This is a genomic window from Actimicrobium sp. CCI2.3 (assembly GCF_035019065.1).
Lineage (GTDB): Bacteria > Pseudomonadota > Gammaproteobacteria > Burkholderiales > Burkholderiaceae_D > Actimicrobium.
This window is the reverse complement of sequence record NZ_JASJWR010000011.1, coordinates 36,239-57,238: the sequence shown is the minus strand read 5'-3', so window position 1 is coordinate 57,238 and position 21,000 is coordinate 36,239. Positions and strand designations below refer to the sequence as shown.

The window sequence follows — 21,000 nt, the reverse complement described above, 5'->3', positions numbered from 1 at the left end:
TCAGTTGAACATCAAAGCCGTCATCAGGAAATCCAGCCACAACACCGTCAGTGAACCAATGACCACCGTGCGCGTGGTGGCGCGCGCTACCCCTTCGGGTGTCGGCTGCGCTTCATAGCCCTGAAACAGCGCGATGAATGTGACAGCAATACCGAACACGAAACTCTTCAGCACGCCATTGGCAATATCCTGCCAGACATCCACGCCACCCTGCATCTGCGACCAGAACGCACCTTCGTCGATACCAATCATCTTCACACCGACCACGTAACCGCCGATGATACCGACCGCACTGAATATCGCCGCCAGCACCGGCATCGCAATCACGCCCGCCCAGAAACGCGGTGCCAGTACCCGCTGAATCGGATCGACCGCCATCATCTCCATCGCCGACAATTGCTCGCCGGCTTTCATCAGGCCAATTTCCGCCGTCAACGAGGTACCGGCCCGACCGGCAAACAGCAATGCGGTCACGACTGGCCCGAGTTCACGCACCAGCGACAAGGCCACCAGCAAACCCAGCGCCTGTTCGGAACCGTAGCGATTGAGCGTGTAATAGCCCTGCAGCCCGAGCACAAAACCGACAAACAAACCGGAGACGGCGATGATGACCAGCGAATAATTACCGACGAAATGAATCTGGTCGGTGATCAGTCGTGGCCTGCGCCAGAGCCCCGCAGAAGCTCGCAGAATTGCCATGAAAGCGCGTGCCGCATAGCCAATTTGCAGCAGGAAACCGGTGACCCAACCACCCAGCGCCGTGATCCAGTCCAGCATCATGCGCCCTCCAGACCGAGGTCCGCTGCCAGCGACTTGCCAGGATAATGAAACGGCACAGGACCGTCGGCTTGCGCATGAACGAACTGCCGGACATACGGGTCATCCGACTCGCGCATCTCCGCAGGCGTTCCTTCGGCGACGATCTTGCCCGCCGAGAGGAAATAAACGTAATCGGCAATCAGGAAGGATTCATTGACATCATGCGACACCAGAATCGAGGTCGAACCGAGCACGTCATTGAGCTGACGAATCAGATTGGCGGTGACGCCCATCGATATCGGATCGAGACCCGCGAACGGCTCGTCGTACATGATCAATTCCGGGTCCAGCGCAATGGCGCGGGCCAGCGCGACGCGCCTGGCCATACCGCCAGAGACTTCGGATGGCTTGAGTTGCGCCGCGTTGCGCAACCCCACCGCCTGCAATTTCAGCAGCACCAGGTCCCGCAGCAGCGTTTCCGGCAAATCGGTGTGCTCGCGCAGCGGGAAGGCGACATTCTCAAAAACAGTCAGGTCCGTGAACAGCGCGCCGTGTTGAAACAGCATGCCCATTTTGCGACGCAGCGCCATCAGTGCAGGACCGGGCAAATCGTGTACCACCGCACCGTTGACGGTCACCGAACCCGCACGCGGCACCAGTTGGCCGCCAATCAAACGCAATACCGTGGTTTTTCCGGAGCCGGATCCGCCCATGACAGCGATAACCTTGCCACGTGGAAAATCCATCTGGACACCCGATAGAATCGGACGTTCTCCATAGGCAAAATGCAGATCGCGAATTTGAACTAGATTGGGCACGGCATGGCCAGATGATTGCAAAGGCGTGATTGTAATTCAGATCGGCACGATGCTATGTGCGCTGCACAACAAACTACGGAATGGCTACGTCAAAAAAGCCATTCCGTTGCTTGCCAATTGAAAATTAACGAGGAAAGTTAGCGAGGCAGGACCGACTCGCCCATCAGGAATTCGTCGACGGCGCGTGCGCACTGACGACCTTCACGAATCGCCCAGACGACCAGCGACTGACCGCGTCGCATATCACCGGCAGCAAACACCTTGGGTACCGAGGTTTGATAACAACCGGCACCGTCGGTAGTCGCCTTGACGTTACCGCGACTGTCTTTTTCGACACCGAAGGCTTCCAGGACTTGGGCTACTGGCGAAACGAAACCCATGGCCAGGAAGACCAGGTCGGCTTTCAGTTCAAACTCCGAGTTCGGCACTTCCTGCATGCGGCCGTCTTTCCATTCGACGCGTGCGGCGATGAGCTTGTCGACCTTGCCGTTCTTGCCCTCGAGACGCTTGGTCGCGACAGCCCAATCGCGATCACAACCTTCTTCGTGCGACGACGAGGTACGCAGCTTGGTCGGCCAGTACGGCCACACCATCGGCTTGTTTTCTTCTTCCGGCGGCTGCGGCATCAGCTCGAACTGGGCGACCGACGTCGCGCCCTGACGGTTGGACGTACCAACGCAATCCGAACCGGTATCACCGCCACCGATGACGATGACGTGCTTGCCGCTGGCGAGAATCTGATCCTTGACCTTGTCGCCGGCATAGCTCTTGTTTTGCAGCGGCAGGAAATCCATGGCGAAGTGCACGCCCTTGAGCTCGCGCCCGGGGACGGGCAAATCACGTGGTTGCTCTGCGCCACCGGCGACGATGATGGCGTCAAAATCTTTTTCGAGCTGCTCGGGGAAGATGGTTTCCTTGGCCCAGTTATTGACGTTCGACGGGAAGTCCTTGCCGATCAGAACACTCGTACGGAAGGTCACGCCTTCGGCCTGCATTTGCTCGACGCGTCGGTCAATGTGGATTTTTTCCATCTTGAAGTCCGGGATACCGTAGCGCAGCAAGCCGCCAACACGGTCACTTTTTTCAAACACGGTGACGTCATGGCCGACCCGCGCCAATTGCTGTGCAGCAGCCATGCCGGCAGGACCGGAACCAACAATGGCGATCTTCTTGCCGGTTTTTGTGGCTGACGGTTGTGGTGTGACCCAGCCATTTTCCCAGCCCTTGTCGATGATGAAATGCTCGATCGATTTGATGCCGACGGCGTCGCTGTTGATACCCAGCGTGCACGCGCTCTCGCACGGTGCCGGACAAATGCGGCCAGTGAACTCGGGGAAGTTGTTGGTCGAGTGCAGGGTCTCCAGGGCTTCGCGATAACTGCCGCGATACACCATGTCATTCCAGTCAGGAATGATGTTGTTGACCGGGCAGCCGGTATTACAAAACGGGATACCGCAGTCCATGCAGCGCGCGCCTTGTATTTTGGCTTCCGCGTCAGTCAGGTGCAGCGTGAATTCCTTGTAATGCTTGGTACGTAGTTGTGGTGCTTCGCTCGCCTCTTTCAGGCGCTGAAACTCCATGAAGCCGGTTGCTTTTCCCATGATCTATCCAGGTTGTAAAACTTTTTTTGTTGATGCGGGTGGGGGGCTATCGCGCCGCGGCACGTGTTGTGCGACGGTCACGCGTGGACACGAACCAGCCGTGCCCACCCTACCGGTTAATTTATGCAGGCGTCTTTTCCTTGTCGGTCCTGGCTTTGCGGGTCGCGTCCATCTCACCCAGTGCACGCTTGTACTCGGTCGGGAAGACCTTGACGAACTTGCCGCGCGCGGTGCTCCAGTCATCGAGCAAATTACGCGCACGCGTACTGCCGGTGTATTTGAAGTGACGCTCAATCAGGCTCTTGAGAATCGCTTCGTCGGTCTCGCCATCACCGTTGCGTTGCAGGCTATGCCAGCACGCTTTGTCGCCAATGGCTTCCTGCTCGGCGCGGGGCACGACTGCATCGAGAGCAACCATCGCCATGTTGCAGCGTGTTTCGAAGTCTCCTTCCGGATCGTAGACATAAGCGATCCCGCCTGACATGCCGGCCGCAAAGTTACGTCCGGTTTCGCCGAGCACGACCACGGTACCGCCGGTCATGTACTCGCAGCCATGGTCACCCGTGCCTTCGACCACTGCCGTCGCACCGGAATTGCGTACCGCAAAACGCTCGCCGACCACGCCATTGAGGAACGCCTCACCGGCGATGGCACCGTACAACACGGTATTGCCAGCAATGATGTTGTCGACTGCGCGACCGCGGAACTCGATGTTTGGCCGCACGACGATGCGTCCGCCCGACAAACCCTTGCCAACGTAGTCGTTGCCTTCGCCAACCAGATCGATGGTGATGCCATGCGCCAGGAAGGCGGCAGCCGACTGGCCTGCCGTGCCTTGCAGCTGAATGTGGATGGTGTCATCCGGCAAGCCTTCATGGCCATACTTCTTGGCCACTTCGCCTGACAGCATGGTGCCGACAGTACGATTACGGTTGCGCACCGGTGAGATGAACGACACCCGCTCGCCTTTTTCGAGCGCTGCCTTGGCTTGGGCAATGAGCTTGTGATCGAGCGCATTGGCCAGGCCATGATCCTGCTCTTCGACGTGATAGCGCGCTTCGTCGGCAGGCATGTCCGGCAGATGGAAAATCCGGCTGAAGTCCAGACCCTTGGCTTTCCAGTGGGTCACGGCTTTCGACTTGTCGAGCAGGTCGGCACGACCGATCAGTTCGTTGAACGTTGCGATACCGAGCTGGGCCATGATCTGACGCGCTTCTTCGGCAACAAAGAAAAAGAAGTTGACGACATGTTCCGGCTTGCCCGAAAACTTTTCGCGCAGCACAGGATCTTGTGTCGCGACGCCAACCGGGCAGGTATTCAAATGACATTTGCGCATCATGATGCAGCCTTCGACCACCAGCGGCGCGGTTGCGAAACCGACTTCGTCGGCGCCCAGCAAAGCGGCAATGACAACGTCGCGACCAGTCTTGATCTGGCCATCGGCCTGCACGCGGATACGGCTGCGCAACCGGTTCAGCACCAGCGTTTGCTGCGTCTCGGCCAGACCCAGCTCCCACGGCGAACCCGCATGCTTGATCGATGACAGCGGCGACGCGCCGGTACCGCCGTCATGACCGGCGATGACGATGTGATCCGACTTGGCCTTGGCGACACCGGCAGCAATCGTGCCGACACCTACTTCGGACACCAGCTTGACCGAGATCGAGGCCTTTGGATTGACGTTCTTGAGATCGTGAATCAACTGCGCCAGATCTTCGATCGAGTAAATATCGTGATGCGGCGGTGGTGAAATCAGACCCACGCCAGGCACCGAGAAGCGCAGCTTGGCGATGTATTCCGAGACTTTATGACCGGGCAACTGACCGCCCTCGCCCGGCTTCGCGCCCTGCGCCATCTTGATCTGGATCTGTTCGGCCGAGCACAGGTATTCGGCGGTGACACCAAAGCGTCCGGAGGCGACCTGCTTGATCTTCGAGCGCAATGAATCGCCAGCCATCAGCGGGATATCGACGACGACGTTTTCGGCACCAATGATCGAGGCCATCGAATCGCCCTGCTTGATCGGAATACCCTTCAGTTCTTGACGATACCGTTGCGCATCTTCTCCACCTTCGCCGGTATTGGATTTGCCGCCGATGCGGTTCATCGCAATGGCCAGCGTGGCATGGGCTTCGGTCGAAATCGACCCGAGCGACATGGCGCCGGTCGCGAAACGCTTGACGATTTCCTTGGCTGGTTCCACCTGGTCGAGCGGGATGGCCTTGCTCGGATCGATCTTGAACTCGAACAGGCCGCGCAAGGTCATGTGGCGTTGCGACTGATCATTGATGATCTGCGCGTATTCCTTGTACGTATTGAAGTTGTTGGCACGGGTCGAGTGCTGCAATTTCGCAATCGCATCCGGCGTCCACATGTGGTCTTCGCCACGCACGCGGAACGCGTATTCGCCACCGGCTTCGAGTGCATTGGTCAGTACCGGGTCCTTGCTAAACGCTGCGCGATGCAGACGCAAGGCTTCTTCGGCCACTTCAAACACGCCAATGCCTTCGACGTTCGACGCGGTGCCCTTGAAGTACTTGTTGACCAAGCCCTTGTTCAGACCGATCGCCTCGAAAATCTGCGCGCCGCAGTACGACATGTAAGTTGAGATACCCATCTTCGACATGACTTTCAGCAAGCCCTTGCCGATGGCTTTCTGATAGTTGTAAATGGCTTTTTCCGGCGACAACTCGCCCGGCAAACCAGCGGCCATGTCGGCCAGCGTATCCATTGCGAGATACGGATGGATGGCTTCGGCACCGTATCCTGCCAGCAAGGCAAAGTGATGGGTCTCACGCGCCGAGCCGGTTTCGACGACGATACCGGTCGACGTGCGCAAGCCCTTGCTCACCAGATGCAAGTGGATGGCCGATGTCGCCAGCAAGGCTGGAATCGCGACCTGCTCATCATCGACCTTGCGGTCTGAAATGATCAGGATGTTGTGACCCGAGTGCACGGCATCGACGGCCTTCGCACACAGCGATGCCAGACGTGCCTCGATGCCTTCCTTGCCCCAGGCGACCGGGTAGCAGATGTTGAGTTCATGCGACTTGAACTTGCCGCCGGTATGCGCGCTGATATTGCGCAGCTTGACGATGTCGCTGTAATCGAGCACCGGCTGCGTGACTTCGAGGCGCATCGGCGGGTTGATGTTGTTGGTATCGAGCAGGTTTGGCTTCGGACCAATGAACGAGACCAGTGACATCACCATCGCTTCACGGATCGGATCGATCGGCGGGTTGGTCACTTGCGCGAACAATTGCTTGAAGTAGTGATACAGCGTCTTGTTCTTGTTGGACATGACGGCCAGCGGTGAGTCATTGCCCATCGAGCCGGTCGGCTCTTCGCCATTGGCAGCCATCGGCGACATCAGGAACTTCAGATCTTCCTGGGTGTAGCCGAACAGTTGCTGGCGGTCGATCAGCGGCAGCATCGAGGCTGGCTCGACTGGCTCGGCCTTGAGTGCATTGAGACGGATACGCACCGACGCAATCCATTGCTTGTACGGCTTGGCATTGGCGTAGGTATCTTTCAATTCCTTGTCGCCAATGATGCGACCGGCATCCAGGTCGATCAGGAACATCTTGCCCGGCTGCAAACGCCATTTCTGGATGATCTTTGACTCGGGGATCGGCAACACGCCGGACTCCGACGCCATCACCACCAGGTCGTCATCGGTGACGATGTAGCGCGCAGGACGCAAACCATTGCGGTCCAGCGTACCGCCGATGTGACGACCATCGGTGAAGGCCATCGCGGCCGGACCGTCCCATGGCTCCATCATTGCGGCGTGATATTCGTAGAAGGCACGACGATTGTCGTCCATCGTGGCGTGGTTTTCCCAGGCTTCCGGGATCATCATCATCATCGCTTGCGCGATCGGATAACCGGCCATGATCAGCAGTTCGAGCGCATTGTCAAAGCTGGCGGTATCGGACTGGCCTTCGTAAATCAGCGGGAACAATTTCTTGAGGTCATCGCCCAGCACGGAGGACTTCATCACGCCTTCGCGGGCGCGCATCCAGTTGAAGTTACCCTTGACGGTATTGATCTCACCATTGTGTGCGATCAGGCGATACGGATGGGCCAGCGGCCATTCCGGGAAGGTGTTGGTCGAGAAACGCTGATGCACCAGCGCCAGCGCAGACACGCAGCGCGGGTCTTGCAAGTCCTTGTAATAGACACCGACCTGGTCTGCCAGCAGCAAACCCTTGTAGACCACGGTCCGGGCCGACATCGACGGCACGAAAAACTCCTGGCCATGCAGCAGGTTCAGCGCACGGATCGCGTGACCCGACGACTTGCGGATCACGTACAGTTTGCGTTCAAGCGCATCGGTAACCATGATGTCCGGACCGCGTCCGATGAAAATCTGGCGAATTACCGGTTCCTTGTCACGCACTGTCGGCGACATCGGCATCGTGATATCAACCGGCACATCGCGCCAGCCGAGGACGACCTGCCCTTCGGCAATGGCCGAGCGCTCGATTTCCTGCTCGCAGGCGATACGCGACGCATTTTCTTTCGGCAAAAACACCATGCCGACGCCGTACTCACCGGGAGGCGGCAACTCGACACCGAGCAACGCCATTTCTTCACGGTAGTACTGGTCCGGCACCTGAATCAGGATACCCGCGCCATCGCCCATCAACTTGTCGGCCCCGACCGCACCCCGGTGATCCAGATTCTTCAGGATCAGCAGGCCTTGCTCGACGATCGAGTGACTCTTGTTACCCTTGATATGGGCGATAAAGCCGACGCCACAGGCATCGTGCTCATTGGATGGGTCGTACAGACCTTGCGCTTGCATAATGATTCTCCCTACCCGACGAAATTGATCGCCAAGCATAGTGCAGCGCAAAACGGTTGGCAACACCTTTAATTAGGGTCAGAGTCAATTAAAATTCGGCACCTGCTCTTATTTTTTTAAATGGGGACAGAGTCAATGCATGCTCTGCACCTCATTAGCGCAGCACGCTCTGTTCCGGTCATGAATCCGGCACGGAATCGGCAACGGGAACGGGCTTGAACGGCCGCCCGCGCCGCGCCGGCCCGACGCGGCGCTGGACGGTTTTTTCCAGCGATGCGCGAAACTGGTTCGAGCCGAGCGCCCATCCCTTTAATGTGGAATCGGTCAGCGTCGTCACTTCCTCTGAACTCAGCCCTTGCCGCACCAGTTCCCGATAAGCGATTTCACGCTCAAAAGGCGTATTGCCCAGCGACCAGTACAACGCATGATCGCTGATCAGCGGGTTGGGCAAGGTGCCAACATGGTGGTTATAGCTTGACCAGGGGAAATCAGCCGGATCTGCCACGAGTGCCGCGCGCACCGGATTGAGTTCGATATAGCGGCAACACGTCATCAGATAGCGCTCGGAGTCAATCACGGTAGCCTTGAAGCGCCCCTGATACAGCGTACCGACGCGCTCGTACTTGCGATTGAAATACGGTACGTAATGCCGACCTACCCATTGCATCATGCGGCTCAAGCCGTCCTTGTCGGCCGGTGAGGCCAGCAGGTGCAGGTGATTTGGCATCAACACGTAGGCGTGGATGGCGACCGTGAACTGGCGGGCAGCATCGGCCAGCCACGCTAGAAAAATGCGGCGATCATCATCGTCGCAAAAGATCACCCGCCTATCGTTACCGCGCTGAATGATGTGATGTGGCTGGTCGGGGACGACGAGACGGGGAAGTCGAGCCATGGCAAATAAGAAAAGTGATCGGAGTAGCGATTTTAAGGGCATTCAAACGAATTAATTCAACTCTGACCCTAATTAAAAGCATGCTTGATGCAGATTAAATTGACTCTGACCCTAATTTCAACGGCGAAAGAATGTCATGCGCGCCTGGAGTGCTTGCGGGCTGAACAAGTCTTCCACCGTGCGCCGGGCATGGGTGCCGATGCGCGAACGCAGCGCCGGATTCTGCTGGAGCTGGCGCAGGATGGTGGCGGCTTGTTCGGTGGTGTCGAACAGGAAGCCGTTTTCACCATGGCGGATGTGTTCGGCGTAACCACCGTGACGGTGGCAGACAACGGGCAAGCCGCACGCCATTGCTTCAAAAACCACGCGACCGAAGGTTTCGACATGCACACCGGTTCGGTAATAGAACACGTCTAGCCCTTGCAGGAAATCAACCGCATCGATGAGCCCTTCAGGGGTCAGTTGCAAGGCCGGGTCAACCGGCAAATGCGCCTGCAGGATGGTCGCGCCTTGCAGGCGAAGCTGCCAGCCATCGCTGAGCAAGGCGCGATACAAGTCGAGGTCTTGCGGGGCATGCTTGTCTGCCGTGTCGCGACTGAGTCGACCGACTACCAGCGCACGGCCCGCGTCTGTCGAACGGTCAGAGGATGAGGTACGCGGTCGAAAGCGCGAAATATCGATCGGCGATGGCTGGACCTCGCCCTCGATACCCAGCAGTTTTTTCTGGAATGCGGAGATCAGGACGTACTCGGTAGCGGGCCAGCGACGCCAGGCCGGACCGCGTGCGGTCAGCGCCAGCACTTTCGGGTGAAAGGTGTTGAAGACGTAGATCAACCGGCGCGGCGGCGTCACCAGCGATGGCCACAGCCGGTTGCGCCAGTGCGCCCCGAAAAAGACATAGTTACCGCCATCCGGCACCTGCCCCCGCCAAGGCGCGATGCGGGTAATCGGATAGCGTGCCAGCAGTGCCGGCGCGGCTCTGGACGAGGTTGCCCATAACTTGACGGGGCCACTTTGCGAGAGCAGTTCAAAGACGGCCAGCGTTTCCAGTTCGCTGCCACCAAACGGATTGCCAAAGCCGTTGAACAGGTGAATCGGGACGACGCCGGTCATGTCTGCCATTCGTGCTGCAGCAAGGAATAGCAATTGAGATCATGGAACTGGCCCGCCCAGTGTGCTTGCTGACGATGCACGCCTTCAAAGCTGAATCCAAGACGGGTGAGTAAGCCGATCGAGGCGGCGTTGTCGGCATGACTTTCGGCCTGGATGCGGTGCAGGTTCATGTGGGTAAATCCGTAATCGAGGATGGCACTGACGGCTTCGCGCATGTAACCGTGGCGCTGCATCGCTGCCGATAATTCAAAACCCAGCATGCAGTTATGCCAGCTTTTGTTCCAGCGAAATAATCCGCCAGTGCCGATCAAGGTATCGTCCTCGTTGCGCACGATGCCCCAGCGCACACCGGTACCGGCCAGAAACCAGCCGGCAAACATGGCTGCCATCTGGTTGGCCTGGCTGCGCTCGGTTAGCGCATCAATGCCGAACCAGCGCATCGTCTGGGCATCCGAGTGAATCAGGAACAAGGCGTCCGCATCACCCGGTACGATCTCGCGCAGGGTCAGTCGCTCTGTCTGCAGGATGGGGAAAATGGGCGGCATGGGACGGAGATCTGTCTTTCGGTTGTCGGGAATTCACGATAGCGGAATCGGCGTAATCGATCAATGCCAGGACTATTTACGATTCCAGGTCGGATCAGCTGGACGCTGCGGCTGCAATACGCTGACCAGCAAGGCCCGCAATTCATTCATTGGCACCACCTCAGCCGCCTCGACTTTCGATGGGGTGACGCTGAGGTCCCAGTCGCCATACAGAAACCCGATCGGCGAGCGGTTGATGGTCAGCGGCATGACGACGAAGCTGCGGGTGGTCGGCAGCGCATCTTTCCACCAGCGCGGCAACTTGTTGATAAACGCCGGATCGCGCGCATTTTCGACAAAAATCATCTTGTCGTTCGCCAACGCGGCGTGAAAGACATCCGGCTGATACGCATCCTCAAAAGTTAGCCGCGACGCCATGTCTTGCAATTTACCGCCAAGACACATGCGTGCCTGGTAACGACCGTCTTTCGGTATGCGCTGGAAGAGCGCGCCGTGACTGAAACCAAGGCTCTTGAACAGTACTTCCAGCGCCAGGATCATCAATTGTGCGTTGGTCGACGTCAGGCTCAGTTCGCGCAGTTCGGCCACTCCCCGCGCCAGCAATTGCGCCGCATCAACTGGCTTGCCGGTGGCAGCCGCCGCAGCAAGGACCGGCACCGGAGTGGCACCTCGCTTCACAAGTCTGACCACCGACCCCTCTTCATAGGCGCCGAGCCGGGCGGTTTCTATCGCTACTAGCAACTGACTCGCATCGACCCCGAGCATGCCGGCGTAGCCATCCGCAATGTTCGATAGTGCGACCGCCACCTCCGCACTATCGAATGTCTCTGCTAACAGGACGTCGGCACAGCTTAACGACATCGTTGCTACAGCGGCGAGCCAGCCGTTGTGATCCAGTGGTTCATCAAGTGTGCTCGGGTGCAAGTCCTTCAAGGTATCGACCAGCGTATTCGGCAAGCCCCACTGTAGCGCCACCATTCGGCCGATCTGGTCAAGCCCGAGCCCGAGCACCTGGCGCGCACGCTGATCTTGTCGACGCTCTTTTGGCACATCGCCGACGTCATGGTCAGCGATGATCTGCTGCCACATTTCGGGCAGATAAAACGCCACCATCATCCGGCCCAGAGCGTGCAGCATGGAACACACCACTGCCTCTTCGGCATCGCGGGTGCTGGCACCAGCGGCGATCTGGCGCCCTATATGGCCGGACAAGATGGCTTTTTCCATTTCGCAGCGGGTCAATGCCGAATCGGTTGAGGCAACCGACAAACCATCAATGAGCTTCACCCCCAGCGCCAGATGTCCGATTGCATCAGTGCCCAGCACCACGACGGCTTTCGAGACGGTATTAATATCGCGACCGAACACGGCGTACATCGGACTGTTTGCCAGACGCAATACTTTTTGCGTCAGCCCCGGGTCCGACAGTACCGTCCGGGCCATGTTGAAATCGCGATCATCTTCGCCGCGCATGGCGGCAAGAATGGAACTGACCACCTTTGAAAATCCCGGCAGGTCGCCGCGCTGGCGCACGCGCGTCCACAGCAATTGCAGCGTCTGTTCGGAATCGGCCACCTTGTCACTCATGATGAAGGCACCTGTTTCAGAGGTGGCGAGGCCGCTGCGGCGGCTTGCAAAAGCGCTATCGCCGCATCAGGCAACATGGGTCGCCCTGTGAAGTAACCTTGAATCAGTGTGCATCCCTGGCGGGCAAGGAATTCCAGCTGCGCCGCATTTTCGACGCCTTCGGCGACGGTCGATAAATTCAGATGGCTGGCCAGACTCAGTACGACGTTGCAGATCGCCGCATCCTTGACCGATTCGGGCAAGTCCATCACGAAGGCTCTGTCGATCTTCAATGTCGAAATCGGAAAGCGCTTCAGATAAGCCAGTGACGAATAGCCGGTACCAAAGTCATCAATGGCGATTTTCACGCCACGCGCGCTGATCTGGTTGAGCATCGCTTCGGCATGTTCGGGATCCGACATCAGGATACCTTCGGTAATTTCAAGCAGCAGCTCCGAGCCGGCCAGGCCGGCCATGCTCAGTGCGTTATCCATGGCACCGAGAAACTGGTCGTTGCGGAACTGGCGCGGACTGACGTTGACCGATACATACAGGGGCCGACCGGCAACCTCCTGAAAGCGCTTGATCTGCATGCAGGCCGACCGCAAGGCCCACGCTCCCAGCAAATTGATCAGGCCATTACTTTCTGCCATCGGGATGAATTGCGAGGGCGATACCGGACCCGACTCGGGACGCATCCAGCGCATCAGCGCTTCGTAGCCCATCACCTGACAGGTAACGGCATCGACGATGGGCTGGTAGTGCAAGCTGAATTCGCCATTGCGTACCGCGTCGAACATCGCGGCTTCCATCGAGACGTCGTATTCCTGCTGATTGAATTTTTGCGGATTGTAGACCACGCAGCGTGCCTTGCCGGTTTCCTTGGCATGGCACATGGCGGTGTCGGCATGACTGAGCAACTTCACGTCATCGTCGCCATGATCCGGATATGTGGCCGCACCAATCGAGGCACCGACGTAGAGCGTGTGACCCTGTATTTCAAAGGGGACTTGCATGTTTGAAATCATGCGCCGCGCGACAGTCTGTATCTCGGCTTCGGTGACAGCACCCGGCAAAACGGCCACGAACTCATCTCCACCAACGCGCGACAGCGTATCAACATTGCGCAAGGTTTCACGCAAGCGTTCGCCGGCCACCCGCAGCAGGGTGTCACCGACCACGTGTCCGAGCGCATCGTTGACTTTCTTGAAGCGATCAAGGTCCAGTGCCAGCACCGAAAACCCGCGACCGGTGCGCTTGGCCTGAGCAATCGCCATCTGTAGCCGGTCCGACAGCAACGAGCGATTCGGCAAACCGGTGAGCGCGTCATGGGTCGCCATGTGACGCAGGCGTTCCTCGGTGTCTTGCTGGATCGAGATATCGCGCCCCACCACCAACAGGGCGGTTGCGCCGTCAGGCGTCGCGTAATTAGTCAGTTGCAACTCGAACCACATGGCCGACTTGCGTGTATTGATGCGGGTATTGATCTTGCCCGAGCGGCCAGATTCGAGTGCCTGGGTAACGGCCAGGCTGATGATCAGTCGGTCACTCAGCGGTGCCAGTTCGGATAGAAACCAGCCGACAATGCTCCCGCCCGTGCCGACAAATTCAAGCGCGCGCTGACTGGCATACAGAATCTTGCCTTTTCCATCCAGGCAAAACACCGCATCACCTGCAGCCTCCATGAGGCTGCTCAACGTTCCGTCAGCACCGGCATCCAAGAATTTTTTTCCTGCTAAGGTTGGTGTGACGATGTTTGTCAGTATTCTATGCACGACAAAGCTCAGGATAGCAGTTATGTGGAAGCAGACTGGTACCCAACAGAGCCAAATAGACGTGCATTACAAAATAGCGTTTCACTGAAGCCTTCCTGATCCCCGGCAAGGTGCCCTGCTGCTGCGATGCGTTCTCGCTGTTAATGTGACTTCTTAAGTTTCTTTACAAATACAACCGTGGAAGTTATCAAGAAAATCACCAGAAGTACATCCAAAGAGGAAAATATAAGGAACATTGGCCCGGGCAAGGCCAATTACCGGTAAAAATTCCTGATTCTCTCCTACCGTTGAGCCTCCTGGCCTTCCCACAGGCAAACAAACCAGGACGCTGCCAACTCGGACCGACCGGTTGGAATGGCCAGCAGACAGGTGGGAAAACCGGCGATATATCTCGACACGCTAGCGCAATCTGGAGGTGGCAAAGCCGTGCAACCCGTCACGGCACGATGCCGCCACTGCGATATGCAGCCCTTGTTGCCCAGAGCCAGCGCCAGGTTAGCGACCGGCGTCACCCGACTGCACGCAGCCGGATTTCCGACAGTACCCGGATAATCTGATCCACCCGCGCCGACGGAAAAATGCCATCGGGTCCCTGCGGGCTGAGGTCGATGAACGGCGTCTGGTACAACCGGTCGGCCTCCATCACCCCGTTCTGGGTCAGCTCCTGCACGACAAGGTCGATGAACTCGATCTGGTTCGGTGTCGCCGTACTGCCATTGATGAAGTCATTGAAGGCCAATAGTGCGGCTTCGCGCTCTAGCCCGACCAGCGACCAGATTCTGGCAATAGTCGAAGACATTGAAAAACTGCTTGTCCTGCCCCGGTCGATACAAGTCCTGGCACAGCCGCGTGCCGCGACCGATCATTTGCCAGAACTTGGTCTTGGAGCGGATGACCTTGAAGAACACGAGGTTGACCACCTCCGGCACGTCGATCCCGGTCTCGAGCATGTCGACCGAAATGGCGATATACGGCATGCCCTCCTTGATCGAAAACTCATCGATCAGACTTTGCGCGTACTCGGTTTTGTAGGTCACGACGCGCGCGAAAGCACCCTTGTAATGCGGGTAGTTACGATTGAAACGCTCCGCAATGTAGTCGGCATGGGCATTGTTCTTGGCAAAGATAATGGTCTTGCCGAGGCGATCATCTGCGGCCACTTTCTCACCCTGGGTCATCAGGTAACCCAGCACCCTGTACGGAGCGGAAATTAAAGACTATCAAGACGATGGTTTTGTTACCCTCATCAATGAGGGTAACATCCACTAATCCCCTGAATTCTTTTAGCTTTTTCCCTCGCAACAGCTTATGGCCGTTTGCCTTGAGTTCGTCATCATGACTGGCGATGTAGCGCTCTACCGCCGCATCACTGAAATCAATGAGGGCTGTCACTTGCTGCTTGGTGAACACCGTTTCATCTTGATAGACTACCCCGCCAAGCCCAAGATGCTGATCCGCAGTTTGTAAGGCGCAGCGGTTGTTCAGGATGTTTTGCCGCTAATGCGGCGACGTGGTCAGGTCATTCCTTCAAAGTTCTCCTCGGGAGGCTTGGCGTTGGAAGAGAGAGAAATTACTTATACAGTCTGCGCCTCAGCAATCACCCGTCCGCGAAATCTGACAGGAAGACTATTGGGCGTCAGCACATCCACCGCAACTGGTAGCAGTTGCGAAAGCACCAGCTGAATTCTTGCAATGTCCATCATCGTGGTGTCCTCGGTGGGATCGACCAACAGGTCCAGATCACTACCCTCCTTGTCATCGCCATGCACGACCGAGCCGAACACGCGCACGTTGGTAACGCGGTTGCTGAGCGCGATGCGACGTATTGCTTCGCGGTGGGTTTGTAGGGCGATGGATGGCAACATTCAAAGTTCTCCTGAAAAGGCACGGTGTTAAAGGTGAGCAAAGAGGCTATCCAACTCGGCCGCCGCGTCAATACCAGCCGATTTAGTTTTTTGCAGCGCTCCTAAACGTGCTGCAAATTCATCGGCACCACAGGCACCGGCATTGCCTTAATGATCCTCATATTCAGGCCGCCCATGACCGCACCTTTTTCCGTTTGCGCCAACTACTTGCAAGCCATCGGGTGCAGTAAAAAATACCTGTGCAAAAAGCTGGGCAGGCACTTCCGGTGCATCAAGCGTAATGCAACAAAGATGTTTGGTATTGATGGCGACAGAAATATCAGCCAGAACGATACCTTTTTCGTAAGTCCCGATCATGGTTATTCGAACATCACCAGGTAGGACTGTATAACGCTTTAATTCCTGATATTTTTGCAATGAGATGAATCTGCGTTCCCCCCATCGAAATTCATTGCAGACAGCGTTATCTATTCCCGATCTAGTGGGCCATCAATAAAAACGCAAAAATGCCAGACAAATCGGAGACTTGCCTGGCATCGTTCAAGGATTCAACCTGCCGGGAATCACAAGGTATCGATCAAAATGGAATATCGTCATCCATGTCCGAAAAATTCGGTGCCGGACGCGATGCCGGTGCCTGGCGAGGGGCACTCGCCGCCTGGGCCGGTTGCGCGCTCTGGCGCGGTGCCGGGGCGCTGCCGTAGTCATCGTCCATTCCGCCGCCCGCACCGCCACCCATGCCTTGCCGGCTGCCCAGCATTTGCATCGTGTCGGCAATGATTTCGGTCGTGAAGCGTTCGACGTTTTCCTTGTCGGTCCATTTACGGGTTTGCAGCTTGCCTTCAATGTAGACCTGCGAGCCTTTTTTCAGGTACTGGCCGGCGATCTCGGCGAGCTTGCGATAAAACGTGATGCGATGCCATTCGGTCAGTTCTTTTTTCTCACCGCTGGTCTTGTCTTTCCAGCTTTCGGTGGTGGCTACGGCGATGTTGGTGACGGCGTCGCCGTTGGTCATGTAACGGGTTTCAGGATCGCGGCCGAGGTTGCCGATGATGATGACTTTATTGATCGATGCCATGGTATTTTCTCCTGAATGGTCTGAGTCGGGGCAGTCGACTGCGCTGCGGCTGGTTCGTCGAATTGGCCACAATTATAAGCTAGCTGGCGTGCGTCTCCGACGCAAAGACAGGCTGCGCCATTGCCGGTCGCCACGGCAGACCAAACTGTGTGCACGCTGTCGTACGGCGCCGACAACCGGCACCGCCACGCCATTTCCGGCGTCGTGCCGGCCCGCGGCTCCTGCCGGCGAAACCCGTTATAGTGTCGGGTTGATTCGTACCACGGTCGCCGGCCCATCGTTTTCAGGGCAGCGCCACACCACGCAGAAAGCAGTTCATGGAACAGATACGCATCCGCGGCGCCCGCACGCACAACCTCAAGAATATCAATCTGGACTTACCTCGCAACCAGCTCATCGTCATCACCGGCTTGTCCGGTTCCGGCAAATCATCGCTGGCTTTCGATACGCTGTATGCGGAAGGCCAGCGTCGCTATGTCGAATCGCTGTCGTCGTACGCCCGCCAGTTCCTGCAACTGATGGAAAAGCCGGACGTCGATTTGATTGAAGGCTTGTCGCCCGCCATTTCGATCGAGCAAAAAGCCACCTCGCACAATCCGCGTTCGACCGTCGGCACGGTCACCGAAATCCATGATTACCTGCGTCTGCTGTATGCCCGTGTCGGCACGCCGTATTGTCCCGACCATCCCGAAAATCCGCTCGCGGCGCAATCGGTGTCACAGATGGTGGATGCCGTCCTGGCCATGCCGGAAGACACCAAGCTGATGATCATGGCACCGGTGGTATCGAACCGCAAAGGCGAGCATGTCGACCTGTTCGAGCAGATGCAGGCGCAAGGCTTCGTGCGCTTCCGGGTCCAGAGCGGCGTCCATCCGGCGAAGATTGTTGAAGTCGACGACCTGCCGAAACTGAAGAAAACCGAGAAGCACACGATCGATGTCGTAATCGACCGGATCAAGGTCAAGGCCGACATCAAACAGCGTCTGGCCGAGAGTTTCGAGACCGCCTTGCGGCTCGCCGATGGCCGGGCTCTGGTGCTCGACATGGATAGCGCAGTCGAGCATATCTACTCGAACAAATTCGCCTGCCCGGCATGTGGGTACTCGCTGCAGGAACTCGAACCACGGCTGTTCTCGTTCAACAATCCGATGGGTGCCTGCCCGGAATGCGATGGTCTCGGCCACATCGAGTTTTTCGATCCGAAGCGCATTGTCGCGTTCCCCAATCTGTCGCTGGCCAGCGGGGCGGTCAAGGGCTGGGACCGCCGCAACCAGTTCTATTTCCAGATGTTGACGAACCTGGCCGAGTTCTATGAATTCGACCTCGATACGCCATTTGAAAAACTGGCCGGTACAGCGCAGCAAGCCGTGCTGTACGGCTCCGGCAAGCAGGTCATTCCTTTCACGTACATCAACGAGCGCGGTCGTGCGGTGGTACGCGAGCATGCGTTCGAGGGCGTGGTCAACAACCTGCAGCGGCGCTATCGCGAAACCGACTCGAATGCGGTCAAGGAAGAACTGGCCAAGTTCATCAACGGCAAGCAATGTCCGTCGTGCCAAGGTGCCCGCCTGCGCGTCGAAGCGCGCTTCGTGAAGGTCGGCAATGGCAGCCAGCAACGCGCAATTTATGAAGTCGCTGCCACACCGTTGCGCGAGACGCTGGAGTTTTTCGAGACGCTGGTGCTGACCGGCGCGAAGAAGGAAATCGCCGATCGCATTACGAAGGAAATCATTTCGCGCCTGCGTTTTCTGAACAATGTCGGGCTTGATTACCTGTCACTGGAACGCAGTGCCGACACGCTGTCGGGCGGTGAAGCGCAACGCATCCGGCTGGCCTCGCAAATCGGTTCCGGCCTGACCGGCGTGATGTATGTGCTCGATGAGCCATCAATCGGTTTGCACCAGCGCGACAACGACCGGCTCATTGCAACGCTGCGTCATTTGCGGGATATCGGCAACAGCGTGCTGGTCGTCGAGCATGACGAAGACGCGATCCGCTGCGCCGATTACGTGGTTGACATGGGTCCGGGTGCAGGCGTACACGGCGGCGAAATCATTGCCGAAGGCACGCTGGAAGAGATCCTCAAGAACACCAATTCGCTCACCGCCAAATACCTCAACGGCACGCTCGAAATCGCCGTGCCGGAGAAGCGTCGTGCGCCGGATCCGAAGCGCCAGTTTGTCATCACCGGCGCATCCGGTAACAACCTCAAGAACGTCACGCTGGAATTGCCGGTCGGCTTGCTGACCTGCGTGACGGGCGTTTCGGGTTCGGGCAAATCAACGCTGATTAACGAAACCCTGTACCACGCTGCCTCGCGCCATTTGTACGGTTCGCAAGCGGAACCGGCCGAGCATGAAAGCATTAGTGGCTTTGAACATTTCGACAAGGTGATCTCGGTCGACCAGGGTCCGATCGGGCGCACGCCGCGCTCGAATCCGGCCACGTACACCGGCCTGTTCACGCCGATCCGCGACCTGTTCGCGACCGTCAATGCGGCCAAGGAGCGCGGCTACAGCGCCGGTCGTTTTTCCTTCAACGTCAAGGGTGGTCGCTGCGAAGCCTGTCAGGGCGATGGCGTCATCAAGGTCGAGATGCACTTCCTGCCGGACGTCTACGTGCCGTGCGATGTCTGCCACGGCAAGCGCTACAACCGCGAAACCCTTGAGGTGCTGTACAAGGGCAAAAACATCACCGAGGTGCTCGGCATGACGGTCGAGGAAGCCCATGTGTTCTTCCTGCCGGTGCCGGTGATCGCGCGCAAATTGCATACGCTACTTGATGTCGGCCTTGGCTATATCCGGCTCGGCCAAAGCGCCACGACCCTGTCGGGCGGTGAAGCGCAACGCGTCAAACTGTCACTCGAACTGTCCAAACGCGATACCGGGCGCACGCTGTACATCCTTGATGAGCCGACCACCGGTCTGCATTTCCATGACATTGATTTGCTGCTGAAGGTGATCCATCGCCTGCGGGACCAGGGCAATACGCTGGTCATCATCGAGCACAATCTTGACGTGATCAAAACAGCCGACTGGGTCATCGACCTCGGCCCCGAAGGTGGCGCGGGCGGCGGCCAGATCATTGCGACGGGGACACCGGAACAAGTGGCAATGAATCCGGCCAGCTTTACGGGTCACTATCTCGGACCGCTACTGAAGAAAAAAAAGGCCTGACACGCACCCAGTCAGACCCCGGATAGCGCGCTGTTTTTAGCGCGCTATTTTTACGTCACGTCCGCCGTCGCTGTCGACAAACTCCACGACCTTGTCGAGTACCGGAGCCAACCCGCGCAGCGGCCATGCAAACGCACCGATCAGACTGGCGTGGCTGGTGCTGTCGAAATACACTTCTTCGACAGGCACCTTCGCGGCGCGCAGGCTATCGGCCAGGCCGCCGGTATTGCGCGTGGCATTGACGATCTTGTCGGCGTGCGAGGCAACCAGCAGTGCCGGCGACGCAGCCGGCGTGACGTGTCGGGCGGGCTGTGACTGCGGCGGTGAATCGGGATAAAAAAATACCGGCCGCACATCCGGATTCTCGATCGGTAGAAAATCGTACGGGCCGGCCAGTCCGATCCAGCCGCGCAAAGCGGTCGGCGACGCACCCTGCGCGATCAGCCAGCGTCCGTCCAATGCCACCATCGCGGCGTTGTAGGCACCGGCACTATGCCCCATCACAAAGACTTTTTTCTGGTCGCCACCAAAGCGCTGGATATTTTTGAAGGTCCAGGCGACTGCCTCGGCAGAATCCTCGACAAAGGCCGGATAACGGACTTGCGGGTACAGCCGGTAATCGGCCAGCACCGCGACGATGCCGCGCTGCGCCAAGGCCTCGCCCACGAAGGCGTAATCCTCACGCGAGCCCGAATTCCAGCTACCGCCATAAAAAAACACCACGACTGGTGCCGCGCCGTTGCCATCGCGTGGCCGGTAAATATCAAGCCGGTTGCGCGGATCGTTGCCGTAGCTGATGTCGTGCGTTTTTTCAGAAGTGCTGCCGGGTGTCACGGCATTGATGACGCGCAGCGGTGAGCATGCGCTCAACGCACCTGCCAGCAGCAATGTCACGACACTACCCAGCAGGATTTTGGTTGCCATGGCCATCAGTAACCTGTCATAAAAATAGAGTGGAAAAAGTCCGTTCTGTTCGTCCTGTTCGTCCTGTAAATACGC

The 21,000-nt window shown here is 57.8% G+C and carries 15 protein-coding genes and 1 pseudogene; 1 reads left to right on the top strand and 15 read right to left on the bottom strand.

The genetic code is table 11. The annotated features are described in order from the left end of the window. From mlaE to ssb, 14 genes and pseudogenes are all read right to left on the bottom strand, one after another. A complete protein-coding gene (gene mlaE, locus QN370_RS08185) occupies positions 1–777 on the bottom strand; it encodes a lipid asymmetry maintenance ABC transporter permease subunit MlaE (protein WP_416172127.1) in 777 nt (258 codons plus the stop codon). Beyond that, positions 777–1,577, bottom strand: a complete 801-nt coding sequence (locus tag QN370_RS08180; RefSeq protein WP_322126099.1) for an ABC transporter ATP-binding protein — start codon at positions 1,575–1,577, stop codon at positions 777–779. The genes mlaE and QN370_RS08180 overlap by 1 nt, the downstream gene beginning before the upstream one ends. Before the next feature lie 137 nt (positions 1,578–1,714). After that, the gene (locus tag QN370_RS08175; RefSeq protein ID WP_322126098.1) at positions 1,715–3,178 is read right to left on the bottom strand and encodes a glutamate synthase subunit beta; all 1,464 of its coding nucleotides are present in this window, start codon (positions 3,176–3,178) and stop codon (positions 1,715–1,717) included. Between the two features lie 121 nt (positions 3,179–3,299). Further along, complete coding sequence (locus QN370_RS08170; RefSeq protein WP_322126097.1) at positions 3,300–7,988, bottom strand: glutamate synthase-related protein; 4,689 nt, start codon at positions 7,986–7,988, stop codon at positions 3,300–3,302. A 178-nt stretch (positions 7,989–8,166) separates the two neighbouring features. After that, entirely contained in the window at positions 8,167–8,883 is a 717-nt protein-coding gene (locus tag QN370_RS08165; RefSeq protein WP_322126096.1) for a transposase, read from the bottom strand. 117 nt (positions 8,884–9,000) lie between these two features. After that, the gene (locus tag QN370_RS08160; protein ID WP_322126095.1) at positions 9,001–10,005 is read right to left on the bottom strand and encodes a glycosyltransferase; all 1,005 of its coding nucleotides are present in this window, start codon (positions 10,003–10,005) and stop codon (positions 9,001–9,003) included. Further along, positions 9,993–10,541, bottom strand: coding sequence for a GNAT family protein (locus tag QN370_RS08155; protein WP_322126094.1), 549 nt, complete (start codon positions 10,539–10,541; stop codon positions 9,993–9,995). The genes QN370_RS08160 and QN370_RS08155 overlap by 13 nt, the downstream gene beginning before the upstream one ends. Positions 10,542–10,613: 72 nt before the next feature. Continuing rightward, complete coding sequence (locus tag QN370_RS08150) at positions 10,614–12,128, bottom strand: HDOD domain-containing protein (RefSeq protein WP_322126093.1); 1,515 nt, start codon at positions 12,126–12,128, stop codon at positions 10,614–10,616. Then, positions 12,125–13,792 carry a putative bifunctional diguanylate cyclase/phosphodiesterase gene (locus QN370_RS08145; RefSeq protein WP_322126092.1) on the bottom strand — a complete coding sequence of 556 codons (1,668 nt, stop codon included), beginning with the start codon at positions 13,790–13,792 and terminating at the stop codon, positions 12,125–12,127. The genes QN370_RS08150 and QN370_RS08145 overlap by 4 nt, the downstream gene beginning before the upstream one ends. A 598-nt stretch (positions 13,793–14,390) precedes the next feature. Then, positions 14,391–15,078, bottom strand: a pseudogene (locus QN370_RS08140) (type I restriction-modification enzyme R subunit C-terminal domain-containing protein); the annotation flags it as partial. Then, positions 15,047–15,292 carry a hypothetical protein gene (locus QN370_RS08135; protein ID WP_322126091.1) on the bottom strand — a complete coding sequence of 82 codons (246 nt, stop codon included), beginning with the start codon at positions 15,290–15,292 and terminating at the stop codon, positions 15,047–15,049. The pseudogene QN370_RS08140 and the gene QN370_RS08135, both read right to left, overlap by 32 nt. A 164-nt stretch (positions 15,293–15,456) precedes the next feature. Continuing rightward, on the bottom strand, positions 15,457–15,747 hold the full coding sequence (locus QN370_RS08130; RefSeq protein WP_322126090.1) for a nucleotidyltransferase family protein: 291 nt from the start codon (positions 15,745–15,747) through the stop codon (positions 15,457–15,459). A 147-nt stretch (positions 15,748–15,894) separates the two neighbouring features. Beyond that, the gene (locus QN370_RS08125) at positions 15,895–16,164 is read right to left on the bottom strand and encodes a hypothetical protein (RefSeq protein ID WP_322126089.1); all 270 of its coding nucleotides are present in this window, start codon (positions 16,162–16,164) and stop codon (positions 15,895–15,897) included. Between the two features lie 160 nt (positions 16,165–16,324). Next, positions 16,325–16,825, bottom strand: coding sequence for a single-stranded DNA-binding protein (ssb, locus tag QN370_RS08120; protein WP_322126088.1), 501 nt, complete (start codon positions 16,823–16,825; stop codon positions 16,325–16,327). 317 nt (positions 16,826–17,142) lie between these two features. Between ssb and uvrA the strand changes: the two genes are divergently transcribed. Beyond that, a complete protein-coding gene (gene uvrA / locus QN370_RS08115; RefSeq protein WP_322126087.1) occupies positions 17,143–20,001 on the top strand; it encodes an excinuclease ABC subunit UvrA in 2,859 nt (952 codons plus the stop codon). Positions 20,002–20,037: 36 nt separating this feature from the next. Here uvrA and QN370_RS08110 read toward each other — a convergent pair whose 3' ends face one another. Continuing rightward, a complete protein-coding gene (locus tag QN370_RS08110; RefSeq protein ID WP_322126086.1) occupies positions 20,038–20,931 on the bottom strand; it encodes an alpha/beta hydrolase in 894 nt (297 codons plus the stop codon). Between the last annotated feature and the right edge of the window lie 69 nt (positions 20,932–21,000).